Raw genomic sequence first — 25,324 nt, forward strand, 5'->3', positions numbered from 1 at the left:
CCCGAAGGGGCTTTTTTTTGAAGGGACCTATCTATTTGTTGGACAATAGTTTAAGTCTACAGGCCAGTCTGCTGGAGCCGGTTTTGCAAAATCAAGTTTACTTCTTAGGTAAAGAGCCTAACTTAAAGAGCGTGAAACTGTCTCATAAGCTTGAATATGCCTGTCGTGTGCTGGCCCAGTTGGCTCTTTCCAAAGGGCAGTCGAAACTGGCGCATATCGACGCGTTATCCGAGGCAGAGAACATTCCGGCGAACTACCTCGTTCAGATTCTGAACGAGCTGAGAAATGCGGGTTTAATTACCAGTAAGCGTGGGAAGCAGGGCGGATATGCCCTGGCCCGGGAACCGGAAAAAATTGGATTGGCCGATATTGTCACAGCCATCGATCCGGAGCATATGGAGTGTCATTTCGAGGCCGGCGGTCATTCCGGCGAGAGAGTGGCGGAGATTTGGGGCGAGATCAGTTCTTGTCTGGAGGAAAAAATCGGCAGTTACACGCTGGACGATATGGTGGTCTCCGACCCGGGTGAGATGTATTATATATAGACCTGCATCTTTTCTGCGTGCAGTTCTACGAGCAGAACAAGGGTGAAAGCGACTTCCGCTTGATTCAGGACCGTCGGTTATCCGTAATCCTGTTTTATTCGCTACCGCCCGATCGTGCGGTACGATAGGCAATGAGGCGGAGATAGGTGCCGCCTTCTGCTAAATGTTGATCGATGGCATTTTGCCAGTCACCAAAGAGAGATGGGATTGACATTGATGCCCTGGTGCCTGTGTCGGAGCCACCCGAATTCGTCGGGTGAAAGCCAGCATCTTTTATATATTGATGCGCTTGAGGGCTGAAAAGGAAGCTCAGATAATCGGCTGTATTTTGCGCAGTGCCGCGACGCCCCGTTTGGGAAGTGTTGTTGCCAGTCTTTCGCTACGATTCCGTTTTCTGTGAGGCTATCCAATTCCCACGCAGAAGATGCGCAAATTGCATCGGCAACAAGGACCGTTGTCAGGGTTTGGGTTTGGCGAATTGAACCTGCGTGAAGTGAATAGGCGGAAACGCCGGAATGTTCCTGCCAGGCAGCATCAATTAGAAGAAAGAGAGGAGCAGATGCATCAAAGGAAACGTTGAGTAACTCTTTTTTGGGAACGTGCTGGCATCAGCCAGTAGATGAGTCCAATCGCAAGAAGTAGGGCCGCGAGAAATATCTCGACGCTCCGAGTTCGGTAGATCGCTAATTCCGGTAGGTTGGCTGTTCTGCGTAGTATTGCGTCGAACCAGCTCATATTAGGTCCCTATCTTGGTGGTGAGGCGACGAAACTATAAACTTGGTCGTTGTTCGAGTGCAGCAAGCAAGCTCTCATTTGGGGCGAGAGGATTGTAACCATCCGTTCGGCGAGAAAACATCTCACATCGATACCGCGCGTGTTTCCCATGAAATCGTGAGTGCGCAGAACATACAGAACTTGTTTGAAAATCTTCAACTGCAGCTTCTCGCCATGTGCCCACTCAAAAAAGTTGAAGTGCGGCGTGCCGACCTCTTTGGCTACACCAAATTTGATTAATGAGCGCAAAGCTTGTCCCTCGTTTCTATATTGAAGCTACCTTAGAACAGTGCCTAGAATAAGTCTCGATTAGAGCCCAGGCAGTGTATTCTTTACGACCTCAGCAAAGTGGTAAGTCTTTTTTCGAAGTTAGGTTAGATGAGGCTAGCTGATTGACTGAAGCCTGTACCTTTCTCGGCCGGATGGATGAGTAAAAGCTAAATTAAAAACTCCAAAACACCGGAACCACAAACACCGTGACGGTAAAGCAGATAATATTCAGGGGGAGACCGACCCGGGTGAAGTCGAGGAATTTGTAACCACCGACCCCGTAAACGTAAGTATTGGTTTGATAGCCGATGGGAGTGGCAAAGCTGGCGGAGGCTGCGATGCAGGAAGCTACGACAAAGGGGCGGGGATCGACCCCCAGAGTCGCCGCGATGCCCAGTGCGATCGGGACCATCAAGGCGACAGCGGCGTTGTTGGATAAAAATTCAGTGAATACAGAGGTAATGAAATAGACGACGCCCAGCATAATGACTGCCTGCAAATGCTCCGGTGCGAAGCTTTCGATCAGTCCGACCATGGTGCCGGCGATCAACTGGCTCGCGCCGGTGCTGTCCATGGCCTGCCCCAGTGCAAGCATACCGAAAATGATGACCAGAATCGACCACTCGACGGATTCGTAGGCGTCCTTGGGTCGGATACAGCCTGTGAGCATGATGAACGCGACACCCAGAGCGACAGCGGCTACGATGGGCACCAGATTCATGGTGGCCAGGGTGACAATACCGACAGCGGTGCCGATTGCCAGGGGCATGCGGGAGCGCACGCTGCGTGCCGGTACGCGAGGGCGATCGAGAATGATGATGTCGTCGCTGTTGGCCAGCATGTCGATCGCGCTGGTCGAGCCCATCATCAGGAGCGTGTCCCCTTCCTGGAGGTGGAGGCTGGAGAGGCGTTCACGTTGGTTGGTGCCTTTTCGGTGCACGGCGACCACCACCATACGGAAGCGTTGCCGGAAATTGATTTCGCCGAGGGTTTTGCCGACGATGCTGGCATGGGGGGCGACGACGCCCTCGACAATGGCGCCTTCGTCGGTGGCAATGGTCTGCAGGCCTTCGGAGAGTTCCTTGGGCAGGCGAATGCCTTTATTGGAGTGTGCTTCCGCAATGCCGGAGGGGCGACAGGAGAGGACGAGGCGGTCGCCGTATTGCAGCTTTTGTTCGGCCGGGTTGCCCGGCACCGCAATGCCGTGGCGGACGATTTCAAGGAGGCGCACACCGCGAACCCGCATCAGCCGGGTTTCGGCCGCGACCTGGCCGTGCAGTTCGGAGTCAGGCTCAACGAAGGCTTCTGTGATAAATTCCTTGCGTTCCTCGTCGCTCAGGATCGACGTCAGCGTCTCCCGGTGGGGGAGGAGTTTGTTGCCAAAAAGCACCAGATAGATCGATCCGCAGGCGAGAATAGGCAGTCCGACCGCAGAGAGCTCAAACATGCCGATGGGGTCGTGCCCGGCATCCCGCAGTATCCCGCTGGCAAGAAGATTGGTGCTGGTGCCGAGAAGCGTGCAGGTGCCGCCGAAAATCGAGGCATAGGATAAAGGGATGAGTAGTTTGGATGAAGCCACCCCCATTTCCCGGGAAAGCGAGAGCATCACCGGCATGAGCACGATGACAACGGGGGTATTGTTCACGAAGGCGGAAACCCCGGCCACGCCAATGACCATGATAAAGATGAAGCCGCGGTAGGGGATGCGGACGAGCTTTCTTAAATAAGCGGTGATCAAATCGATCGCGCCGGTTCGCTCCAGCGCGGCACTGACGATAAACATACCGGCAATTGTGATCGGTGCAGAGTTTCCGAAGACGGCAAGCGTGGCCTCAAGGCTGGGCAACTCCGCACTTTTTGTGAGCATACCGACAAAAATAAGGACGCCGAAAACGGTCAACGAGGTCAGATCAGCCGGAATTTTTTCCAGAATGAAGCTGACGATCGCAAAAAGCAGCAGGGCGAATACAAAAATAATTTCCCAGGTCATTTCAGGGGGCGGGCTCGTTGGTACGGAATCCACCTGTGAGAACCGGCTTGGTCATACTCACAGAGAAGCAGAAAAATGGTAATGTGAAAGGGTTGTTCGATAAGTCGGAGTTGCGTTCTTGCAACGGGATACAGATAAAGTCACTTTTATAGATTCATTTACTACAGATTCTCACTGTTTACCCCATGGACAAGTCTCAATTTTTTAATCGTTTGATCGAGACACTGCGAGAGGAGTGTATGCATGCGGTACAAGCCTCCAAAGATGCGGCGGATTATGCAACCAACGAGGAGTCCCGGGCAGAGTCACAATGGGACACGCAGGGTCTTGAGGCTTCCTATCTAGCGGCAGGTCAGGCCAGTCAAGCGCGCCAATGGGCGGAGAGCGTGCAGGAGCTGCAATCAGAGCGTGAAGATCTGCTCAAACCGAGTCAAAGGGTCGGCTTGGGCGCGTTGTTCAGCTGTGATTTTGGTGCCGGTCCGGAATGGTTCTTCTTTGCCGGTGTGGCCGGCGGCCATGTCGTGCCAACCGAGCAGGGCGAGGTCACTGTCATTACCTCTCATTCGCCACTGGCTGGACGATTGCTGGAAAGAAAGCCCGGCGATTCATTTACGCTGGCCAACGGGAATACCGGAAAAGTTCTGACGGTCGAATAGGTCAGATTGTAGGTCAGATTTCGATTTGTTCGACGATCTCCAGGTCGTAGCCATCGAGGCCAATGACTTTTCTCTGCGTGCTGGAGAGCAAGCGGATCTTTTTCAGGCCGAGTTCGACCAAAATCTGGGCGCCGATACCATAATCGCGGAAATCCATTTTTCGTGGGCCGACATCCTTTAGGGCCGCTTCATCTTTCCCGTCTATGACACGTATTCCGCCCTGGGGTTGTTCAATGTAAAGGAGGAGACCGTGCTTCTTCTGGGCAATCATCTCCATTGCCTTGTTCAGGGAGTTGTAACCGCCCAGGGCTTTCGAACGAAAGATATCTCCCAAAAGGTTCTCACTCTGCACACGGACGAGAGTCGGTCTTTCATCCAGTTGTCCCATGCTGAGTGCGATATGCTGGCGATCGTTCAATACGCTCCGGAAAATATGCAGATCAAAGGTGCCAAACTCCGATTCGAACGGACGCGTCAGGAGATGTTCGACGAGCTTGTCGCGGGTGTGGCGATACTCGATCAAATCGGCAATGCAGATGAGTTTCAGGTCATGTTTTTTCTTGAACTCAATCAGGTCGGGCAGGCGTGCGAGGCTCCCGTCTTCATTCAGAATTTCGCAAATCACCCCGCTTGGATTTAATCCGGCTAGCTGGGCCAGGTCGACTGCCGCTTCGGTGTGTCCCGCCCGCTGTAGGACGCCGCCGGGTTTCGCCCGGAGGGGAAAGACATGGCCCGGTTGCACGAGCATATCCGGTTCGGAATCTGGATTGCCCAGGATGCGGATGGTTTCGGCACGGTCGTAGGCGCTGATGCCGGTCGTGATCCCCTCGGCGGCGTCCACGGAAATCGCAAAGTCGGTCTGGTGGGACTCGTTGTTTTCCGCAGCCATCGGATTGATGCCCAGTTTTTTAAGTTGATGGGCCAGCATGGGGACACAAATCAGTCCTCTGGCATGAAGGATCATCTGGTTGATGGCCTGTGGTGTCGCCATCGAGGCCGCCATCACCAGATCACCTTCATTTTCGCGGGCCTCGTCGTCGGTGACAATTACCATTTTGCCCTCGGCGATATCCTGAATCGCGGATTCGACGCTATCGAAGGCATTTGAACTGTGTTTCTCTGCAGTCATTTCTGTGCTATCACGATTCCATAGTTTTTCGATGGCGCAATCGTCTTTTCACGATTCCGGCGCTTGCCATTCACAGGTTAGTGGGTGAAGTTTAACGCATATGTCCGACTACGACCCCAATAAGAAAGTTTACAACGTTCAAGGTGAACGCAGAAGCATTATAGATTTACTGCATAGTTTCGCAGACCCGGAATTGGAAGTTGACGGGATTCCCCGCATATCCGACTTGCATATGAAGGTCGGTGAGCCGGTGCGTTACCGCTACGATGGTGACCTGGAAACACTGGAAGATGGTGAAGTCTTGACGGAGGATTTGATTCGCGAACTGATTTTCCCACTGATCTCGGAAACCCAGCGGCAAAATCTTCTTAACGACCAGGCCTGTGATATTGATTCCGGGTATGAATGGACCGATGAAAATATCAATTTCCGGCTCAATATTTTTCGTGATCGCGACGGTATGGCCTGCGTCATGCGTATGTTGCCAAAGCATATTCCCGAGGTGGATGAAATCGGGTTCATGAATGACAAGGCATGGCAGGATTTGGTTAAGCTCAAACAAGGTCTGGTTTTAGTCACCGGTGTTACCGGCAGCGGTAAGTCCACTACGATTGCCAGTATTCTTGATTACATCAACAAAAGCCGGAAAAACCGTATCATCACACTGGAGGATCCGGTTGAGTACGTTTTTAGAAGTGAACAGGCTTTGATCTCCCAGCGTGAATTGGGTCGTCATGTGAAAACCTTTCCTTCGGGGCTTCGGAGCGCACTTCGTGAAAATCCGGATATTATCTACATCGGTGAAATCCGTGATACTGAGACCGCCCAGCTTGCGCTTACTGCGGCAGAGACGGGGCACCTTGTTCTGACAACGCTGCATACCAAGGATGTTAAAGGCACTTTCAGTCGTATTGTGGATATGTTTCCGGATTCAAGGTCATCCGAGATTGCGGCTCAGCTATCTTTCTCACTAGCCTTTGCCATCAGCCAAAAACTCCTTGCCCGCAAGACAGGACATGGCCGCGTTCCGGCTTTTGAAGTGCTCCGCAACAATGCTGGCACGGCCAATCTGATTCGCAGCGCGAAGCTGCACCAGATCTATGGTAAGATGGAAACAGGCTTGAATGAGGGGATGAACACGCTGGAGCAGCATTTGATCCATCTTGTCGATGAGGGCACCATCACGAAGGAGGAGGCGATTGCCCATGCCAACGACGCGGCAATCGTGAATCGTTTGGATTAGATTTGCCAAAGGCGTCGTGCCTGAAAATCCTACCACCATGTCAAAGGCGAAAAAGCAGGCAACTTGGGGCGGGCGGTTCTCGGAAGGTGCGGCCGATTTAATGGTGCGCATCGGCGAGTCGGTATCTTTTGATCATCGACTGGCGCCGTTTGATGTGCAGGGCAGCAAGGCTCAGGCGGGGATGTTGGCCCATGTCGGCTTAATCACCCGTGATGAATGCCAGGCCATTCAGTCCGGTCTTGATGAGATTCTTTCCAGGATAGAAGCCGGAGTATTTGAGTGGGATCCCGCGCTGGAGGATGTCCACATGAACATCGAGCAGGCGCTCACCGCCGAAGTGCCGGCCGCGGCAAAACTTCACACCGCGCGAAGCCGGAACGATCAGGTGGCCACGGACATGCGGCTCTGGTTCAAATCCGCCAGCTCGGAAATCGAAAATTCTTTGGCTGCGGTGATCGCGGCACTGGTCGATCTGGCGGATAAAACCAGCGAGGTGATCATTCCGGGCTATACACACTTGCAGCGCGCTCAGCCGGTTTCCATGGCACACCACCTTCTCGCTTACGTGGAGATGTTTGATCGCGATCGAACGGCAATAGCTGGCGTTAAAAAGCAGGCTAATGTTTGTCCGCTCGGTTCCGGCGCGATTGCCGGCACGACATTGCCGATTGACCGGGAATTTGTCGCGCGGGAGCTCGGCTTCGTTGATGCGGGAGGCGAGCCGCAGATCACACAGAACAGCATGGATGCAGTGAGTGATCGGGATACTTTTATCGCGTTTGCTTCGGCCTGCGCCACGATTGGCGTTCATCTTTCGCGGCTCTCCGAAGATTTCATCCTCTGGAGCAGTGCCGAGTTCGGCTTTGTCAGATTACCGGATGCCTTTACCACCGGCTCCAGCCTGATGCCACAGAAGAAAAATCCGGATGCCTTTGAACTGATCCGCGGGAAATCCGCGCGCTTAAACGGGAATCTGCAGATGCTTCTGACCATGGTTAAGGGCTTGCCTCTCACCTATAACCGGGATTTGCAGGAGGACAAACCGCCGGTCTTTGATTGTTTCGATCAAGTCACGCTGATGCTCGATACGGTGGCGGCTTGTCTGCCCGGAGTGAAGGCGCAGCCGGAAAGTTGCGCTGCCGCGGTGGCGGACCCCTTGCTGCTGGCCACCGATGTCGTTGATTATCTGGTCAACAAGGGCGTGCCTTTCCGCAAGGCGCATCATGTGGTCGGTGCACTGGTTTCACTCAGTGAAAAACTGGATGTTCCGTTAAACGAGCTTCCCTTTGAGGAAGCGCGTCAGGTGCACGAGGCTCTGGAAGAAGATTGGACGAACGTCTTTAACCTTCAGCAGGCACTCGCCGCCCGGGAGAAGCCCGGCATGCCCGGCCCGGAGCAGGTTGCTGCACGGATTGCGTATTGGCGAAAGCAAGCTTCCAAATAAGCGGCGTAGCTCAGGTTGCCTTGACGCAATAAACTCTGGGCCGACAACTTTATTTTACGTACGCTTTCCAACAAAGGCCTTGCTGCTGTAGTCGGGAAAAGGTTAGGGTGTGCGGTTCATTGTATCTCATGCCCACTCGTGCCTACAGTCGTATTTTCAACCCCGCTGCACTGGAAGTATGGTTTGCCAATGTAGGTGACGACTGGGAGCAAAGCTTTGACGAAGACGCACTACGGCGCGGTCGCCAGCTTTATCGGGAAGGCTTGATCTCAGGAGTCGAGTTGTCGAATGAGGAGGCGATCGTGAACTGTACCTTTGCCCGGAAAGACACCTGCTACTCTGTGATCGAATGGACCAAGGAAGGGCCTCACGTTCGAAGTTCGACCGAAGATGAATTGCTGGGCCGCTCCGTCGCTGTCGCCGGGCTTTACGAGATTGAGGAACTCATTGCGGACGAAATTGCCCCGCTTCCCTACGAATCGAAACCTAAGGATAAGGACGAGCCCGACCGGGAGCAGCGAAGCGAACCTGTTCGGGAAGAAAAGAAAGAGGAACGCCCCGGCCGCCGGCTGACGCCCCGTCTGGCGGGTTTACGCTCCGGGCTCCGCTTGACCGCGTATTGGACGAATCCCGACTTCAGTAAAGAGGTGGCGTTTCGTAATGACGAGCAACCTCTGGTCAGTGATGAGCGGGAATTGCTCGTCCGCTTGACCGGAATGGCGAGAGATGCGGGCTTTGTTTATCGCGGCCAGAGTAATGATTTTATCTTCAACGATATCGAGCAGATCGCGCCATTTCTCAAACATGCGCTCCCGCGGTGGGAATCCGTCTTCGGCTATGTGGACCTGGACATGGAGACGCAGCTCATGGCCGAGGGAGCACGTGAGGTGAAGATTGTCGGACGGGTTAAGGCCAAAGGGCGTGACCGGATGCAAATCGATTGGCGTCTGAAGCTCGGACGGCAGTGGCTTGATCCGGAAGACGCCCGTGCGCTCACACGCAGTGGTCGTGGCACGCATGTGGTGAGGGGACTCGGCCTAGTGCGTATCGCGGAAGAACAGTCGCAAGCGCTGGCTGCCTGGCGGGTCTCGGGAGCTGCCGCGGCCGATCAAGCACAGGAGTGGCCGCGCTACATGGTTTTTTCACTCTTCAGTGAGCGCGGGGCCGAACTGGATTTGGAGGATGAGCTGCAGTCCTGGCGGGCCGCACTGGTCGAGGAGCCCGCCAGTGAAGAGCAAAAGCTGCCGGACTTTCTTCGGCACTATCAGGAAACCGGGGTTCGCTGGATGGCGAACTTACGCCATCAGGGGTGTCACGGGCTGTTGGCCGACGAGATGGGGCTCGGTAAAACCCTGCAGGTCCTTAGCTTAATTGAGTATTATCCTTTTAAGGAGGCCGACAGTATCATCGTCTGTCCGGCCAGCGTCGTGCCGGTGTGGGAAAGCGAAGCCAAGCGCTGGTATCCCAGAATGAGAACTGCTGTCCTCAGAAGCGGGGAGGATTTTTCCCATCAGAGCGAGGAAGGCCCGTTACTATGGATCGCCAGCTACACCCAGCTAAGACGACACAAACATCTGCTGGATCAAGCCCGTTTCGGCTACGCTGTTCTGGATGAAGCCCAGCAGATCAAAAATCCGGAGGCCAAAGTGACGCAGGCATGTTGCGCGATAAACGCAGAATGTCGCTTGGCCCTGACTGGTACCCCGATCGAGAACCGGTTGCTCGACCTGTGGACGCTCTTCCGTTTTCTCATGCCCGGGCTGCTCGGAAGCCGCCGCTATTTCGAGGATTTTGTGAATTCGCCGAATGTTGAACTTCGGCAGACCTTCGAGAAAAGGCTCCGTCGGCAGATCGCACCTTTCATTTTACGGCGTCAGAAAGACAAGGTCGGTACCGAATTGCCGCCCAAGATGGAAATGGACCTGATTTGTCCGATCACCGATCTTCAGCGTCAGACTTATGAGAGCTTGCTTGCACGCGGGCGTGATGAGTTGGGTGACGATTTGCAAGTGGCCATGCAGACCAACACCATGCATTTCTTTTCACTGCTCACTCGCCTTCGTCAGGTGTGTTGTGATCCGGGTCTTATTCCAGAAGTGGAGGCTGAGGTTGGCCAGAGCGGGAAGGTGCAGATGTTGCTTACCCGGTTGAGCGAGGCCCTGGAGGGCGATGGACAACGTAAAATCGTGGTGTTCAGTCAGTTCGTGCAACTGCTGCGGCGGATCAAGCCGCTTATCCGCGAGGCATTCCCAAAAATTAAATTATACGAACTGACCGGGGAAACCAAAGACCGGGCCAAACCGGTCGAAGGTTTTCAGAGCGATCCGGGTCCGGCTGTCATGCTGGTGAGCTTGCGGGCGGGCGGCACAGGGATCACGCTCCACGCCGCCGACTATGTTTTTCTCCTGGACCCATGGTGGAACCCGGCGGTGGAGAACCAGGCGATCGACCGTGTGCACCGGATCGGGCAGGATCGCCGTGTCTTCGTCTATCGAATGATTACCGAAGGCACGATTGAACAACGGATCCAGCAACTGAAACAGGAGAAGCGTGAGATTTTCGAAAATACGCTGGGGCACCTCGGTAGCGCCAAGGATCTGAGCGAGCACTTCGGCGACCTGGAAGAGTTGGCCCGCTTACTGCCAGCGGAGTAACCTCTTCGAATTGATTCTGGTATAATTTGTAGCTATGGCAGTCCTCTGCCATTCTCTGAGGCAAAAGGGAGCCAGTGGACTGGCTCGGCTCCATCACCAGATTGGTATAGGTGTCTTTCCTGTGATTGCTCAATCCAGCTTGGCAAGATGGCGAAGTGCCGCCACATAGCCGTCGAAACCGAGCCCGGAGATGACCCCGAGGCAGACTTCCGCAGTCATCGAGTGCTGCCGGATTTCCTCCCGCTTATAAATGTTGCTGATGTGCACTTCGATAACCGGCAGGTCGCAACCCGCGAGTGCATCACGCAGCGCCAGACTGGTATGAGTTAGTGCGCCCGGATTGATTATCAAACCGAAGACCTCGCCGTCGGCATACTCATTGTTGATTTCATCGATGATGAAACCTTCGTGATTACTCTGGTAAAACTGAACTTCGACATCCAGCTTGTCCGCTTCCTCCACAAGAAGGTTTTCGAGGTCGGTCAATGTCTGGTCGCCATAAATGCCGGGCTCGCGTTGCCCGAGGCGATCCAGGTTGGGACCGTTGATGATGACGATGCGTTTCATTTACGGGATGCGGGATTACACTTTTCTAAAAGTCACAATAATAGCATCGGAAATTATGAATCGGAAATCAACAACGGAACGTTGTTAGAATGGTGGTTCTTCGTCGAGAATCTCGTCGGCCGGGTCAAAGGGGGGAGGCTCATCACTTCCGCTTGAATCGGCCGCGCCGTAATCGATTTTCCATGCGTTCAGGTTGACGAAGTAACGGCCCTGATATTCGCGTCCCCGAAGGTCGAAAGATACTTTAACCTTATCGCCTTCTTTCAGTTTGTTGACCATTTCGACCTTATCTTTGACGCACTGGAGACAAATGTCCTGTGGGAACTTATCCGCATCGGTTGTGACGACGAATTCCCTGACATTGAAGCCACTGCTGAAAGTTTTCTCTTCAAAGATCTTTTTTACCGTTCCGCTGAGTTCATACATGGCGCGAGTCAAGTTAGGGCAGGAGCTGGAAGCAAAACAAATTTAGCCCGAACTAGGCCTTCTTTGGAAAACCATCGCGAAAGACAACGTCTTCATACGGCAGTTGCCCGCCCCGGGCGTTGGCATCTTTCAGTGGCTTGCCGATCGTGAGCATCATCCCGATGAGGTGGTTCTCCGGGAGATCAATAATCTCAGCCACCTTGGCCGGGTCGAAACCGATCATGGGGCAGGAATCATAGCCCATGGCCTTGGCCGCGAGCATGAGTGTCTGCGAGGCGATACCTACGGAGCGCATGGCTTCATCCCGCTGCAACTGGGGATTGTCTTCGTAGAAAGGAGCAATCATCGGCACCAGCACTTCGCGGACAGCTGTCGGCGCATTGACCCAATAGCGCTCGGCATCAACGTGGGCGTTGAGGTCGGCGCAAATAAGAATTGTCAGCGATGCCTCGCTGACCTGGGCCTGATTCCAGGAGGCCGCGCGCAGGGCGTCTTTTTTCGCCTGATCCGTGACGACAACGAAGCGCCAGTTCTGCATGTTGAAGGAGGTGGGGGAGAGCAGGGTCAGCTCCAGCAAACCATTGATCTCCGTTTCCGTCATTTCGTGTTCGGGATCGAAGTGTTTGACCGAGCGGCGCTCGCGAATCGCTGATAGAGTGTCCATATTTATATCAGAGGTCGCTTATTCCACGAGGTCAAGCTACTGTGCTTTTCCATGTAAAGTGAATTGAGCTGAGACGGGCAGCAGGCTTGCCCATTCGAAGGCGATGTTAAGGCTGGAGGTCTCTTTACCCCCAGAGAATCGATTTGTTAGTTTTTATCCTTTGAGACGTTACTACTAGAGTGAGCAACAAATTAACCATACTTTGGCTGCGCCAGGACCTGCGATTGAATGACAACTCTGCTTTGCAGGCGGCGATCGAGGCAGGTGGCCCGATTCTTCCGGTCTATATCGACGACCGCGAGGCAATGGGAGACTGGGCGCCAACCGGGGCTTCCCTCTGGTTTCTACATCGTGCCTTGGAGTCTCTGGAAGCATCATTCAAAAAATCGGGGGGGCAGCTATTCTATCTCAAAGGCGACAGTCTTGCTGAGCTCAAAGCCCTGATCGATTCGAGTGGTGCCGGGCGGGTCTATTGGAACCGCCGCTACGAGGGGCCTCACCGCGAACGGGACGCCGCGATTAAAAAAGCGCTGCGGGATGCCGGTATCGAGGTGAAGAGTTGCAACACAAGCCTGCTCAACGAGCCGCACACAGTCAGTACCGGCAGCGGCCAGCCCTACAAGGTTTATACTCCGTACTGGAGGAATGTGAAAGAGCGTAAGCTGGAGCCGCCTGTTGAAGTCGACTTAAAAACCGCCGATTTTTACACAAACAAGTCCATGGGCTGCCAGCTCGAGGATTTGAAGCTGCTTCCAGATCACCCCTGGCACAGGAAACTGGAAGCCTATTGGGATGTTTCCGAGGAATCCGCGATGAAGTATCTGGACAAGTTCCTCGCCGAACCGGTGGCGGCTTACGACACGGACCGGGATCTGCCGCGCGTCGCCGGCACGTCCAGGTTGTCGCCGTATCTGCACTGGGGCTTGATCGGTCCCCGTCAAGTCATGGAGCGGCTACACGCGACACACGATTTGCGTGAGCAGGGCCCCCAGACCTACGCCAAAGAGATCTACTGGCGGGAGTTCGCCTACAATGTGCTCTATCACTTCCCCCACACGCCGGACGCGCCGCTACAGGAAAAATATGCCGATTTTCCCTGGGAGTATGACAAATCCGTACTCAAACAATGGCAGCAGGGCAGGACAGGTTACCCCATCGTCGATGCGGGGATGCGTGAGCTCTACGAAACCGGGTGGATGCACAACCGCGTGCGCATGATCGTTTCCTCGCTCCTGGTGAAACATCTTTTACAAGACTGGCGGGATGGCGCCCGCTGGTTTTGGGATACTCTTGTCGATGCCGACCTCGCGAGCAACACGCTGGGCTGGCAATGGAGCGGGGGCTGCGGCGCCGATGCGGCTCCTTATTTCCGAATTTTCAATCCGATGACGCAGGGGAAGAAGTTTGATCCGGATGGGGACTATGTGAAGCACTGGGTGCCGGAGCTGAAACACATTCCGACGAAATTCATACACGAGCCCTGGGAAGCACCTCCATCGGTCCTGGAGCAAGCGGGTTGCCAGCTCGGTGAAGACTACCCCGAGCCGATTATCGACCACAAGAAGGGGCGTGAGCGCGCGCTCGCCGCTTTCGACAAAGTAAAGGCTTCCTGAATGTCAGTTCGTCATCTCATCGTCGTCTTCGGCGACCAACTCAACCTGGATGCATCGGCCTTCGATGACTTTGACCAGGAGCGTGATCTCGTCTGGATGGCCGAGGCCGACAAAGAGTCCACGCACGTTTGGACGCATAAACAACGCATCGTCATTTTCCTCGCTGCCATGCGCCACTTCCGTGACGCCTTGAAAGAGCGTGGTGACCGGGTTCATTACACTCAGCTTGACGACAGCAAGCAGACCAACCGGCTCTCGGAGCGGCTGGACATCGACCTGCGTGCTCTGCGGCCGGATCGGGTGATTGCCTGTCAGCCGGGTGAGTGGCGTGTGCAAGAGGGTCTGAAAAAAGTCTGCGAGGAAAACGGTGTGCCTCTCGAGATCAGGGAGGACCGCCATTTCTATACCACTCCGGGGGATTTTGAAAAGCATGCCGAAGGCCGTAAGAGCCTCCGAATGGAATTCTTCTATCGGGAGCAGAGAAAGCGTTTCGATGTTCTCATGGATGAGAACGGTAAGCCGGAGGGGGATGCCTGGAATTTTGACAAGGATAACCGAGGTAATTTTGGTAAGTCCGGCCCCGAGAGTCCCGGGAAAGGTCCGTCACATCGGGCTGACGCGGTGACACAGGAGGTAATAGACCTCGTTAACAAAAGATTCGCGGACCACCCGGGTTCTCTGGACCGTTTTACCTGGGCAGTCACGAGAGAGGAGGCCAAACGTGACCTGAATAAGTTTATTAAAGAACGCCTGCCGACTTTCGGACTCTATCAGGATGCCATGTGGCAGGATGAGCCCTGGCTCTACCACTCCCTGATCAGTTCCTCGTTGAATCTGAAACTCCTGAATCCCCGGGAGGTGGTCGATGCAGCTGCGGAGGCCTATTACTCCGGGCATGCTCCCATCGCGGCGGTCGAGGGCTTTATCCGCCAGATTCTCGGCTGGCGTGAATACGTGCGTGGGATCTACTGGATGCACATGCCCGAATACATCGAGCGTAACACCATGGGCGCTGAAGAATGCCTTCCGGATTTTTACTGGACCGGCGAGACCAAGCTGGAATGTCTGCGCCAGTCGATCGGGCAAACGCTCGAGTACGGTTACGCGCATCACATTCAGAGGCTCATGGTCACCGGGCTTTATGCCTTGCTCCTGGGCATCCATCCGAAACGGGTGCACGAGTGGTATCTGGCGGTTTATGTGGATGCGGTCGAATGGGTGGAACTACCCAACACGCTTGGTATGTCACAGTATGGCGATGGCGGGCTGATGGCTTCAAAACCTTACGTCGCCACGGGCAAGTACATCCACAAGATGAGCAACTATTGTCAGGCCTGCCCCATGAATCCCGCCAAGCGAACCGGGGAAGATGCCTGCCCCTTCACGACGCTCTACTGGGACTACCTCTTGCGGCACGAAAAAACTTTGCGTAAGAATCAGCGTATGTCGCTGCAGGTCAGAAACATTGATCGTATCAAGACGGCTGAGCGCAAGGCCATTCAAGCCCGTGCCGAAGAACTCCGTAAGGATCCGGCCTGTATGAAGGAGAATAAATAATGTCAGAACAAAAAACCATATTAGTCACCGGAGCCACCGGGCTCATCGGTCGCCCCCTTTGTCAACTGCTTGAGGATCGGGGGCACTGCGTTCGAACACTCTCACGCGGCCAGCGCGGAGACTTTCAATGGGACCCGGGAAAAGGCGAATTGCCCGAAGCAGCGGTCAGAGGTATCGATGCCGTCATCCACTTGGCGGGAGAATCGGTCGCCCAAAGGTGGACCAGCGAAGCGAAGCAGCGCATCTTGTCGAGTCGTGTTCAAAGCACGGAGCTACTCGCCCGACGTATTCTGGAAAGTGAATCCAGGCCCGTCTTTATCACGGCTTCGGGGATCAACTATTACGGCTATAATCGCAATGAGCCAGTCGATGAAAATTCCCGCCAAGGGAACGGCTTTCTTGCTCAGGTTTGTGAGCAGTGGGAGGGGGCTGTGAAGCCACTCGAAGAAGCCGGATCTCGCTGCGTTTACGTGCGCACGGGGGTCGTATTAAGCAGCGCGGGTGGGGCGCTGGCGAAGATGCTCCCGCCTTTCAAGGCAGGGGCCGGAGGGAGGATCGGAGACGGGAAGCAAGCCATGAGCTGGATCTCGTTGCACGATCTGGTTCGCCTCTATGTGACTTGCCTGGAGGACGCCAAGATCTGCGGACCCATCAATGCGGTGGCCCCTGAGCCGGTGAGTAACCGCAAGTTTGCCGAAACACTCGGTAAGGTGCTGGGACGCCCCACGTTTATTCCCACACCTGCCTTTGCTATCCGCACGCTGTTCGGTGAAATGGGTAAGGAAACCGTCCTCTCCAATTTAGCCGTGCAGCCGAAAAAGCTTAATGAGATCAAATTCGACTGGTCCTATCCGGACCTTGAGGCGGCACTTTCCCATACTTTAAAAGAATGAGCCATACGGATGTCATCATTATCGGGGCGGGCATTTCCGGCTTGCTCTGCGCTACTGAACTGCAGCGCGCTGGCATGAAGGTTCGGCTGGTGGACAAAGGGCGCGGCTTCGGTGGTCGTATGGCGACACGCCGAATGGCCGGGGGGCGGCTGGATCACGGAGCCCAGTTCTTTACGGTACGTGACCGGCGCTTCCAAAACTACGTCGACGAATGGCTGGAGGCCGGTGTCATCCGTGAATGGTTCCGCCACAGTCCAAAGGATTCCAATCCGAACGGGTATCCACGCTATTGTGGCATCAACGGCATGACGGATGCGCCCAAATTTCTTGCCAAGTCCTTAAAGGTCGAGCGTTCGGAACGGATCATCGAACTTTCGAGGGAGCTCGACACCTGGATTGTTCGCAGCGAGAGCGGGTCACAATATACGGCTGGCTATCTCGTGATCACCGCACCTGCACCGCAGGCGCTCAGTCTGCTCGACACGACTGGCCTCAAATACGCGGGTGATGATGAGGCGGGCTTAAAAGCGATTCGTTACGCAAAAGGTCTTGCCACTCTGGCTATCCTCGACGGCCCGAGCGCCTTGCCCGAAAATGGAATCATCCAGCTGTTTAAAAGTCCGCTTGCCTTGATCGCGGATAACCGGGTCAAAGAAATATCACCCGACGTGCATGCGATCACGATACATGCCGATGCCGAATTTGCGGAGCAGCACTGGGACTCGCCCAATGAGGTGCGCGGCCCGCTCATGCTGGACGCCGCGGAGCCATTGCTTGGCAGTCAGGTGGTGGAGTACAATTGCCATCGTTGGGGCTTCACCACGCCGCTCAATCCCTGGCATGAAAAGCACTTCACCAACGCATCACTACGCCTGACTTTGGCAGGAGACTCTTTTGGCGGTGCCAGAGTGGAGGGCGCCGCACTTTCCGGCATCGAAGCCGCCGGAGCGGTGCTTCAAAACTGCGGGATAAACTTGCGCGGGTCGTAGAGAGAACGCCAGTTTTGCTGTTCCGGAGTTCCGGTCAGTTCAAACTCCAGCAGGTTGGGGATCGGTTTGGTAATGAGGTCGCCAAATCGTCGAATGCGGGAATCCGGGTTTCCCGCATTTCCGAAAAGATAAACACTGACGCGCATTGCCAGAGAGAAGTCGTCGAGTTGCATCATGCCGGGCGCTTCGATTCGAGTGCGTGGCCCGTTGATTTCCAACTGCTGAAAACGGACCGTACCCTGATTCAAAGCAAAAGAGGCCTCCATCTCGTTCAATGCAAAAGAAGTGAATCCGAGACGGGTATTCTGCAGCAGCCTGGAAAGTGGCCCGAAGAGCTGGATTGCATAGAGCGTATCATTTTCGATTTGCATGCTGCCGAAGCCTTGCATCTTTAGAGGATCTTCAACCGGTCCCTGGGCGTGCAGCGAGAAATCCAGTTGGCCATCTTCCGTGTTATCATCCTGAGTTTGTTTTTTCTCTTTCTGCCTCAACGTTGTTAGCTGACTGATGGCCTGATGTTGCTTGGCTCCTTTCAGTGCGAGTTGAAAGCGTGTCTGCGCTGGGCCTTCTCCCGAGGTCATTATGTCGGCATCTGCCCGTGCTTCACCACCCGCGTAGCCGAGGCGGATATCCCTCAGGTAAGTCATCTTTTCACGCCCGATGAGATCAAAGTTCAGGTAGTCGAGGGGAATACCCTTATAGGCAACTGGAAACGGGCAAGACGCAGTGATGTCAATATAGCTGCGGCCGGCGAATTCCGGGTATGCCTTGTTGAAAATTGCGCCCTTTAGAATCGTGCGGGGCAGTGCATCGGTTTCAAAGTCAGATAATATCGATGCAATATTCTCATTAAAAAGTTTTTTCGCTTCCGAGAGCGGCAGTTTGGTGTCGAGGTCAAGCCGGACGGACATGGGGCCGCGGACTTCATCCAGGCGGGAGGCAAATTGAATGTTGCCGCGGGCAAAGCCTTCTCCGCTGCGGGCATTAAGTCGGTATACTTCAGCGTAAGGGCCGCGTCCGCGCACAAAAAGCTCACCCTTGTCAACACGGACACCCTTATAGCCGATATTACGAGCGGCGGCATGACCGAAGTAAAAGTCTGCAGCTTCGCCACCTGTATTTCCGTAGATTACAAAATCGCCCAGCCCGCTCTCCACTTGTTCAAAATCAAATTCCTCAAAGATGGAGCCCCACCAGCGAGGCAGGATGGGGTTGTAGTCGTAAGGCTTGGCGAAGCCTTTGAGCGTGAGCGCATAATCATTGCTTGAACTGTCCAGTTGGAAGCCCAGGTCCAGCCACTGCCAATCCCGACGCAGATAGAGCTTGTCGAGAGTGTATTTCCCGTCCCGGAAACGGGAACGGAAGCGGACATGATCGAAGCTCAAGTCTTCAATCTTCAGAGCATCCATCCGCGCCCGCAGTTCGGCGTTTCTCAGGACGAAGCCCTGATCAAATTTAAGATTAAGGTTATAGTAGGGGGCCTGGTTGATCGCAATCGCCGGTAAGTGCTCGGTGTACTTTTCAGGAATAGCGGAAAGGATATCAAGGCTGCCTGCTGCCTGGATATTGGCGGTGCGCGTCTGTGGGTTCGCGGAACCGGAGAATTTGACGGCACCGCGAAGACCGCTGGTTAATCCGCTGAAAGCAATTTCGGGAAAGGTTTGCGGGCTCAGCTTGATGCGGGGCGATTCGAGTGAAATGTCTTCGAAATCAAGTCTTTCCGCCACGACTTCCATGTCCGGCCATTCGCCTTTCAACAGCGCTTCCCATTCCTCCCGTTTTACTTTGGCGCTAAGATAGGAAGCTTTGACTTTATAATCCGGTGCTTCGATGGAATCGGCTTCCAGAAGGATCGAAGATTTGGTGGCCAGAGTCTGATCCGTCAGGGAAAGCGTGGCATCCAATGCCAGGTTTTTCGCTTCCAGTCTTTTACCTTGATAAGCCCGGCTACTCACTCTGCTGAATACGTTCAATGACTGGTCGCCGCTTGAGTTGACCTGAAAGAATATCGTAGGCTGTGTCAGGCCTTCAAAACGTGTCTTCTCCCGTAATACCCGGGCGGCTAGCTTATAAAACTGGTCCGCTTTTTGACGGACCTTGAACGGTTTGGTCGAGCGGTCGGGGAGCGACCAGTGTATGCTGCCCCGGAGTCGGATATCTTCGTGCCGTGCGGCAAAAGAATCGACCGTAATTGCTCCGTCGACTGGAATCAGGCGTAGTGCAATCTGCTCTAAAATGGTGCTGTTCTTGCCGCTGGGAGAATAAACGGCCGGGAGTAAAAGTTGCCCGTCGGAAAGCACAAACTCTTTGAGTTGGAAGTAATGGTCTTCCCCAAAGGCGACGCCGAACTCAGCATGTGCGTAGTCTGCTTCGAAAACCGCTTGCTGAATCCCGTCGAGGTTAAGCCGGACGTTTTCCAACTGAATACTGCCATCATGAGTCAGCGCATAGCTGTCCGCTCTGATCGAAACCCCGTCAGGTAGCTGTTGTGTGATCCTTTGGCTGAACCACTCTGTCGGTAGTGGCAGGTGACCATAGGCCCAAAGGCAACCCAGCACAAACGCCTGTGCAATGAAGCAGAGAAGTAAAATCCCATCCAGGAAAAGCTCTAAGATGGTTGCTGCTCGGGATTTTCCCCTGCTGGACATGGTTTAATTGGTGGGTGCCTGGGGTGCCTCCGGTTCAGGTACAGGTGCCGGCGTTGTCGCTTCCGGCACAACTTCACCGCGTGATTCCGGTGGCTGGGGCATGTTCTCCGTCAGCACATAGAGTGCTTCGATCAATTCCAGCTTAAGTTCGAAAATCGCGTTGTTTGCTTTGGATCCGCCGACTTGCATGGTTCCGGACAGTCGCTCCGTGAAGACATACTCCACTTCACGCGTTTGCTGCGTTTCGCCGCCGGGCAGAATGACTTCTGCCGTCAGGCGATAGGCCCAGGGGAGAGATTTCTCCGCATCGAGTTGGTACGCGTCTGCGTATCCATCCGCCAAATAGGACTTTACATCAAAAGCCCGAATACTGCCGAGCAGGGTGCTGAGGGCATCGGCTTCTTCAATATTCAGCGTATCGATAAAACCGGCCCAATCTTCCTGTCCGTCAATTTCGTAGTTAAGTACAGGTTCATTTGTATCGAGGTTCGTCAGGCGGACGCTTTTGATGATGGCCGCTTGAGGTAAGGTTTCGATGTTGCGGTTTCTGTAGTGTAGTGCGTTCAGAGGCACCAATTGCAGGGTAGGGCGGCGCTCAACCTCGTAAATGGATTCCTTGGCTGCGGTTCGCGCATAGAGCTTTTCATTCTCGTCTTCGGGATGGGCCAATTCAAGGATGACCGGTTGCGCGGTGTCGAATTGCAAGGTGACCGTGCGACGGGGGGCATTGAAGCCCAGACGTTCCAGGTCGACCGTGTTCGGCACGTCGATGGCAAATGCCTTGGCGCGAAGTTGCTGCAAATCCTCGATCAGCTCATCCATGACTTCCGGATCCGCCCGCCTGGGCTGTATCTGCCCGCCCCCGGCACTTTCAAGTACCTGCCAGTCGCCCGTTTCGATTTTTTGGAGACGGATTTCACGCCCGTTTTCATTGATATAGATACCATTCAGATCGGCCTGGTCGAAGCTCATGAAGTTCCGCTCGCGAAGGGACTCCTGTGCTTGTAGCAGGTTTTCAAACGGACGTGCATCCACTGTGAATGCGATCGGGTTGTCTTCGAGCCGGGCGAAGAACTGGGGTGTGCCGTCGCTGGGTGTGGAAGGATCAAGGTTGCCAATCAGAAGTGTCTGGCGGCGTTTGTTGCCGTGCAGGGTAACGCGCATGAATGGGTTTTCCAGCCCGTGCAGAATCGGGTCGCTCGCTTCCGGCTCGATAAAACGACCGACTTTTAATGATGCCAGGGTGTTGATCGTATTCGACACCAGCGCCGGGTCCGCCTCGGCAGACAGAGGTGCTTCAAAACGCCACTCTCCTGTGGTGTTGGCCAACCGCACCTTCAGGTCTCCATTGTTGCTCTCGGCGGAAGATTTGATCTGCAGGCTAAGCTCGGTGACTTCGAATACGGGGATGTCAAATATTTCCCGATTACGCAGATCGGAGAGGTCCACCAGGAGGCCGTCGATGACCTCCCGGTTGACGACAAAAATACGTTCACGGTCCGGGCCCAGCAGGTAGACGTTATTACCGATTTCCGTGAGTGTGCCGATGCTCAGTTGGAGTGATTCTTCGCCCTCCGAGATGGTCAGGTTGATCAGCGGGTCCTCCAGGCCATAGTCGGCAAGACTCTGTCCGGTGTTGGAGATTTCATCGATTGAAAAGGTCGCTTCCTCCTCGATGAATTGAAGCTGATTCAGGATCCGGTTAATGGCGAAATAGTTGGCTTTCCATTGCATGGGCTCACTGATCTGCCAGTTTGATCCGGTTCGTTTCAGCACCCGTTTCTGGTCGAGACCACTGCCGCTCAGTTCGATTTTATCCGCTTCGATAATTTCGCGGCCGATTTGCGCGGATAAGTTCCCCTCCGAACTGTCAAGCGGGTCGGATTTGTGACTCAGGTAGCCGATCAGGCCGAAGGTGAGGACGTTCAGGCCCAGAAGAAATATGGTGAATTTAAAACGCATCGTTATCGTAACTATTGGCGACGGCGAATGATGAAAATGAATGCTCCCATTAACGCGACGCCCGCGGGCATGAAGGAGAAATAAAGAAGAATCTTTCTAAGGTCTTTTTCACTCATCACGATCTGGTAGCTTTCCAGGGGGCGGGTGGCAATGTTGAGCAGATTGTTTTTGGAGAGCGACCAGTTTAGTGTATTGAAGAACAATGTACGATTTCCAAATGCCCTCAGCAGATTATTGGAGATGAAATCGGAATTTCCGAAAACCGCCAGGCGGCCCCCGGGGATATTGATTCCAAGTTCCGAGCCAGCGCTACGGGTCGAGATGGTTGCGATGCTGATGGGCCCGCGCAGGTCCCGGCCTTCGTCGAAGACGATGGGATCCTGCGTCCTGTAGTCCCGTTCGGCCCAGCTTTGATCAGATGTGCCGACAATCTGGCTGACCTTGATTCGCTCGTTGTCGATCGATGCCGGATCAGTGCGCACCGGTCGCGGTTGCCCAAAGAGGGCCGTGATCTGGTATTCGACCAGTAGATCTGTGATGGGGTGCTCGGCAAAGCGGCGAATGATTAAGTCGCCAGTCTGCGAGCGGAAATCAGTGCCGGTGTCCACCACCGTCATATCATCGGCCAGTACGCCCCAGTCGTAAAAGAGGTCTTCAAGGCCGTGGCGACGGCCGGGATCAAGCAGAACAATCATTCGGCCATTGCGCTCCGTCATGTAGCGCCGGAGTTTTTCCACTTCTTCGGGCAGAAAACTGGCCTGGGGGGAGGGCACGACCACGAGGTCGGCGTCCTGCGGAACGGTCGACTCGACCGCCAGATCCAGGGTGGCCAGTAGATAGTTCCGTTCCCTTAAAAAGCTTTCCAATTGGGAGAGGCCGCGCAGTGGATCGACGTCATCCAGGCGCATCTCCCCGTGCCCCACAACAAAGTAAACTTTATCGGCATCGTCCGAAGCCACATCGATGATCGCAGAGGTGACAGCCTTTTCGCCCCTGAAACCGGCGATTTGTTTGTTCTCAACTTCGTAGAGGTCCGCCTGCCTGATCTCACGGGTTCGATCACCCTGAGCGACCAGTATGATATTTTCCTGGGTGAGTTTGTAAACATTAGCCAGCTCCTGGGCGCGTTTTCGCTGTCGGTAGATGTCGACAAATTCCACTTCGATCAGCGGCTCTCCGTTCTGGGCGCCCAGCGCCTCATATTCCCGAAGCAGTTTTTGCAAATGCTGGTGGACCTGTTCGGATTCGGGCACTTCCGGATTGTTCGGAATTGTCACGATGATCTCGACCGGCTCCTTCAGCTCCCGGATATATGCCTTTGTTTCCGGTGCGAGCGTGTAGCTGCCGGATTGTGTGAGGTCGATCCGGCGGAAATATTTAGAAGCCAGAAAGTTCAGGGCGATGATCAGAGTCAGGCCCAGAACGATCTGAATCGCCCGGTTGGTGGCACGGAAACGGCGTGCGAAACGAAATTCGTTGAAACGGCTCTTCTGCATCATGCTTTTGCTTCGATAACCAGAGTGGAGAGGCCGAGAAGCATCAGGCCTGTACTGGTGTAATAAAAGAAGGGACGTGTGTCGATAATACCGCGGGAAAAGTCATCGAGATGCTCAAAAATCTGCAAATAGTTGACGGTGGCATCAAGCCAGCCCACCAGGTTCGTACCACTGGCGGAGAGATTGCCGAGTTGCTGTCCGCCGACGATCACGACGAAGAGTGTCGTGAAGCTTAACATTCCGGCGACGAGTTGGCTCCGCGTTACGCTGCTGGCCAGGATGCCGATGGAAATGAACAGCACCCCGCTGACAGCGAGAAAAACAAAACTACCCGTGAGCGATGCGGCATCGAGGAGTGCCCCCGCTTCGGCGGCGTGGGGGAAGAGTTTTCGTGTTATGATGGGGAAGCCGAGTGTGAGCGCCCAAAGCAGGATGTAGAAGATGTAGGCCCCGGCAAATTTGCTTAAAACCACCGCCACGCGTGAGGTCGGTGTTGTCATTAAGGTATCGAGCGTACCGACGCTGCGCTCGCCTGCGATGCTGCGCATGGTCAGTAGGGGCACGACAAAGAAGACCGGTATCCAAAAGATGCTGAAAAACTGCACGCTGGGCAGTACTTCGGAGGGGGCGTTGACCGAGCTGCGAAGGATCGCCCAGTAAAGAAAGCCCATCAGGCAAAGAAAGAGTACTCCCGCGACGTAGGTCGAAGGGCTGATCAAAAGCATGCGTAGTTCATGCTTCAGAAGTGTTAGAAAATGTCGCATGTTATGTGTTCGCTTCAGCCGGCTTTTCAGGTTCAGGCTGGGGGTCGGTATGCTTTTTTTCAATCGTCTCTTCCCACGAGCGTTTGGTCGCTGCCAGGAATATTTCTTCCAGGGTGGGTTCGCAGGGTGCGAGACTTAGAAGGGTGAATTCACTTCGTTTGCTCAGTACTTTGATGAGCTCGGACCCGTCGGTGTTTTGACTTTCGATGCGGAGCACCAGTTTGCTGCGCTTTTCATCGACTTCGGTTTCCTCGATAATGGCGGCATCGATACCGGACTCGCTGAGCGCCAGGCCGGCAATTTCGGTGGCACCTTCCAATTCGATGAGGAACCGGTTCCCGGGGATAAATTCATCCCGTAATTCCTGACTGGTGCCGGCAGCGACAACGCGCCCTCGGTTGATGACGATGACCCGGTCGCAGCAGCGCTCGATTTCGGGCAGAATGTGACTGGAAATAACCACCGTCAGCTTACCTCTCAGGTTATCGATGAGTTTTCGGATACCTTGAATCTGGTGAGGGTCCAGGCCGATGGTCGGCTCGTCCATGATAATGATTTCAGGTTTGCCCAGGAGCGCGTCGGCGATGCCCACCCGCTGGCGAAAGCCCTTGGACAGGGTACCGATGATTTTACGGCGTGCGGTCCGTGCCAGATCACAAATTTCCATCGCCTCCTGTACGGTCTCGCGGAGTTTACGCCCCGGCACCTCCTTGAGGCGGGCCCGAAAGCGCAGATATTCAACCACCCGCATGTCGTCGGGCAGGGGATTGTTTTCCGGCATGTAGCCGATTTTCCGTTTTACTTCATGCGGGTTCTGGGCCACGCAAATTCCGCCCACCCAGGCCGAGCCTGAACTGGCGGATAAAATACCGGAAAGAATACGCATGGTCGTGCTCTTGCCTGCGCCATTGGGGCCGAGAAAGCCGACGACTTCACCTTTGTTGACCGTGAAATTTACATTCTGAATGGCACTGACCGGCCCAAACTGGCGGCTTAAGTTGCGAACGTGAATGCTCGGTGTTTCTTCCATTTCGTAGGAT

General features: G+C 54.5%; 20 protein-coding genes. 10 read left to right on the top strand and 10 right to left on the bottom strand.

Going from position 1 to position 25,324, the window contains the following annotated elements; all coding sequences use genetic code 11:
- Positions 1-131: 131 nt before the first annotated feature.
- Complete coding sequence (locus DDZ13_RS04280) at positions 132-545, top strand: RrF2 family transcriptional regulator (RefSeq protein ID WP_110130282.1); 414 nt, start codon at positions 132-134, stop codon at positions 543-545.
- A 792-nt stretch (positions 546-1,337) separates the two neighbouring features.
- Complete coding sequence (locus DDZ13_RS04285; protein WP_146209231.1) at positions 1,338-1,559, top strand: hypothetical protein; 222 nt, start codon at positions 1,338-1,340, stop codon at positions 1,557-1,559.
- A gap of 202 nt (positions 1,560-1,761) precedes the next feature.
- Here DDZ13_RS04285 and DDZ13_RS04290 read toward each other — a convergent pair whose 3' ends face one another.
- Positions 1,762-3,579 (bottom strand): SLC13 family permease, encoded by a 1,818-nt coding sequence (locus tag DDZ13_RS04290; protein ID WP_110130186.1) that lies wholly within the window; start codon positions 3,577-3,579, stop codon positions 1,762-1,764.
- Positions 3,580-3,764: 185 nt separating this feature from the next.
- Here DDZ13_RS04290 and DDZ13_RS04295 point away from each other — a divergent pair, with 185 nt between their 5' ends.
- Complete coding sequence (locus DDZ13_RS04295) at positions 3,765-4,235, top strand: hypothetical protein (RefSeq protein ID WP_110130187.1); 471 nt, start codon at positions 3,765-3,767, stop codon at positions 4,233-4,235.
- A gap of 13 nt (positions 4,236-4,248) precedes the next feature.
- Here DDZ13_RS04295 and ribB read toward each other — a convergent pair whose 3' ends face one another.
- A complete protein-coding gene (gene ribB, locus DDZ13_RS04300) occupies positions 4,249-5,364 on the bottom strand; it encodes a 3,4-dihydroxy-2-butanone-4-phosphate synthase (RefSeq protein WP_110130188.1) in 1,116 nt (371 codons plus the stop codon).
- A 100-nt stretch (positions 5,365-5,464) separates the two neighbouring features.
- Here ribB and DDZ13_RS04305 point away from each other — a divergent pair, with 100 nt between their 5' ends.
- The 3 genes from DDZ13_RS04305 to DDZ13_RS04315 all read left to right on the top strand — a co-directional run bounded on the left by DDZ13_RS04305 (position 5,465) and on the right by DDZ13_RS04315 (position 10,705).
- Positions 5,465-6,607, top strand: a complete 1,143-nt coding sequence (locus tag DDZ13_RS04305) for a type IV pilus twitching motility protein PilT (RefSeq protein ID WP_110130189.1) — start codon at positions 5,465-5,467, stop codon at positions 6,605-6,607.
- A gap of 37 nt (positions 6,608-6,644) precedes the next feature.
- On the top strand, positions 6,645-8,051 hold the full coding sequence (gene argH / locus DDZ13_RS04310; protein WP_110130190.1) for an argininosuccinate lyase: 1,407 nt from the start codon (positions 6,645-6,647) through the stop codon (positions 8,049-8,051).
- A 128-nt stretch (positions 8,052-8,179) separates the two neighbouring features.
- Positions 8,180-10,705, top strand: a complete 2,526-nt coding sequence (locus tag DDZ13_RS04315; RefSeq protein WP_110130191.1) for a DEAD/DEAH box helicase — start codon at positions 8,180-8,182, stop codon at positions 10,703-10,705.
- Positions 10,706-10,834: 129 nt separating this feature from the next.
- On the opposite strand, the gene aroQ is transcribed toward DDZ13_RS04315, so the two are convergent.
- The 3 genes from aroQ to DDZ13_RS04330 form a co-directional block, all read right to left on the bottom strand.
- Positions 10,835-11,272 (bottom strand): type II 3-dehydroquinate dehydratase, encoded by a 438-nt coding sequence (aroQ, locus tag DDZ13_RS04320; RefSeq protein WP_110130192.1) that lies wholly within the window; start codon positions 11,270-11,272, stop codon positions 10,835-10,837.
- 84 nt (positions 11,273-11,356) lie between these two features.
- Positions 11,357-11,698, bottom strand: coding sequence for a DUF3127 domain-containing protein (locus tag DDZ13_RS04325; protein ID WP_110130193.1), 342 nt, complete (start codon positions 11,696-11,698; stop codon positions 11,357-11,359).
- A gap of 52 nt (positions 11,699-11,750) precedes the next feature.
- Positions 11,751-12,362, bottom strand: coding sequence for a nitroreductase family protein (locus DDZ13_RS04330; protein WP_110130194.1), 612 nt, complete (start codon positions 12,360-12,362; stop codon positions 11,751-11,753).
- A gap of 179 nt (positions 12,363-12,541) precedes the next feature.
- Between DDZ13_RS04330 and DDZ13_RS04335 the strand changes: the two genes are divergently transcribed.
- Genes DDZ13_RS04335 through DDZ13_RS04350 form a run of 4 tightly spaced genes read left to right on the top strand, consistent with a single transcriptional unit; the run spans position 12,542 to position 17,414 of the window.
- Positions 12,542-13,975, top strand: coding sequence for a cryptochrome/photolyase family protein (locus DDZ13_RS04335; protein WP_110130195.1), 1,434 nt, complete (start codon positions 12,542-12,544; stop codon positions 13,973-13,975).
- Positions 13,976-15,532: a cryptochrome/photolyase family protein gene (locus tag DDZ13_RS04340; protein ID WP_110130196.1), complete on the top strand. Its 1,557-nt coding sequence runs from the start codon at positions 13,976-13,978 to the stop codon at positions 15,530-15,532.
- Positions 15,532-16,425 carry a TIGR01777 family oxidoreductase gene (locus tag DDZ13_RS04345; protein ID WP_110130197.1) on the top strand — a complete coding sequence of 298 codons (894 nt, stop codon included), beginning with the start codon at positions 15,532-15,534 and terminating at the stop codon, positions 16,423-16,425. Before DDZ13_RS04340 ends, DDZ13_RS04345 begins: the two co-directional genes overlap by 1 nt.
- Positions 16,422-17,414 (top strand): NAD(P)/FAD-dependent oxidoreductase, encoded by a 993-nt coding sequence (locus tag DDZ13_RS04350; RefSeq protein ID WP_110130198.1) that lies wholly within the window; start codon positions 16,422-16,424, stop codon positions 17,412-17,414. The genes DDZ13_RS04345 and DDZ13_RS04350 overlap by 4 nt, the downstream gene beginning before the upstream one ends.
- On the opposite strand, the gene DDZ13_RS04355 is transcribed toward DDZ13_RS04350, so the two are convergent.
- From DDZ13_RS04355 to DDZ13_RS04375, 5 genes are read right to left on the bottom strand one after another with little or no spacing between them, the layout of a single operon-like run.
- On the bottom strand, positions 17,381-20,062 hold the full coding sequence (locus DDZ13_RS04355; protein ID WP_110130199.1) for an AsmA-like C-terminal region-containing protein: 2,682 nt from the start codon (positions 20,060-20,062) through the stop codon (positions 17,381-17,383). The genes DDZ13_RS04350 and DDZ13_RS04355 overlap by 34 nt on opposite strands.
- Positions 20,063-20,065: 3 nt before the next feature.
- Complete coding sequence (locus DDZ13_RS04360) at positions 20,066-22,024, bottom strand: DUF4340 domain-containing protein (protein WP_110130200.1); 1,959 nt, start codon at positions 22,022-22,024, stop codon at positions 20,066-20,068.
- A gap of 11 nt (positions 22,025-22,035) precedes the next feature.
- Positions 22,036-23,523 carry a GldG family protein gene (locus DDZ13_RS04365; protein WP_110130201.1) on the bottom strand — a complete coding sequence of 496 codons (1,488 nt, stop codon included), beginning with the start codon at positions 23,521-23,523 and terminating at the stop codon, positions 22,036-22,038.
- Positions 23,520-24,284 carry an ABC transporter permease gene (locus DDZ13_RS04370; protein ID WP_110130202.1) on the bottom strand — a complete coding sequence of 255 codons (765 nt, stop codon included), beginning with the start codon at positions 24,282-24,284 and terminating at the stop codon, positions 23,520-23,522. The genes DDZ13_RS04365 and DDZ13_RS04370 overlap by 4 nt, the downstream gene beginning before the upstream one ends.
- Position 24,285: 1 nt before the next feature.
- Positions 24,286-25,314 carry an ABC transporter ATP-binding protein gene (locus DDZ13_RS04375; RefSeq protein WP_110130203.1) on the bottom strand — a complete coding sequence of 343 codons (1,029 nt, stop codon included), beginning with the start codon at positions 25,312-25,314 and terminating at the stop codon, positions 24,286-24,288.
- Between the last annotated feature and the right edge of the window lie 10 nt (positions 25,315-25,324).

Origin of the sequence: Coraliomargarita sinensis (assembly GCF_003185655.1) — a bacterium.
In the GTDB taxonomy this organism is placed as follows: Bacteria; Verrucomicrobiota; Verrucomicrobiia; order Opitutales; family Coraliomargaritaceae; genus Coraliomargarita_B; species Coraliomargarita_B sinensis.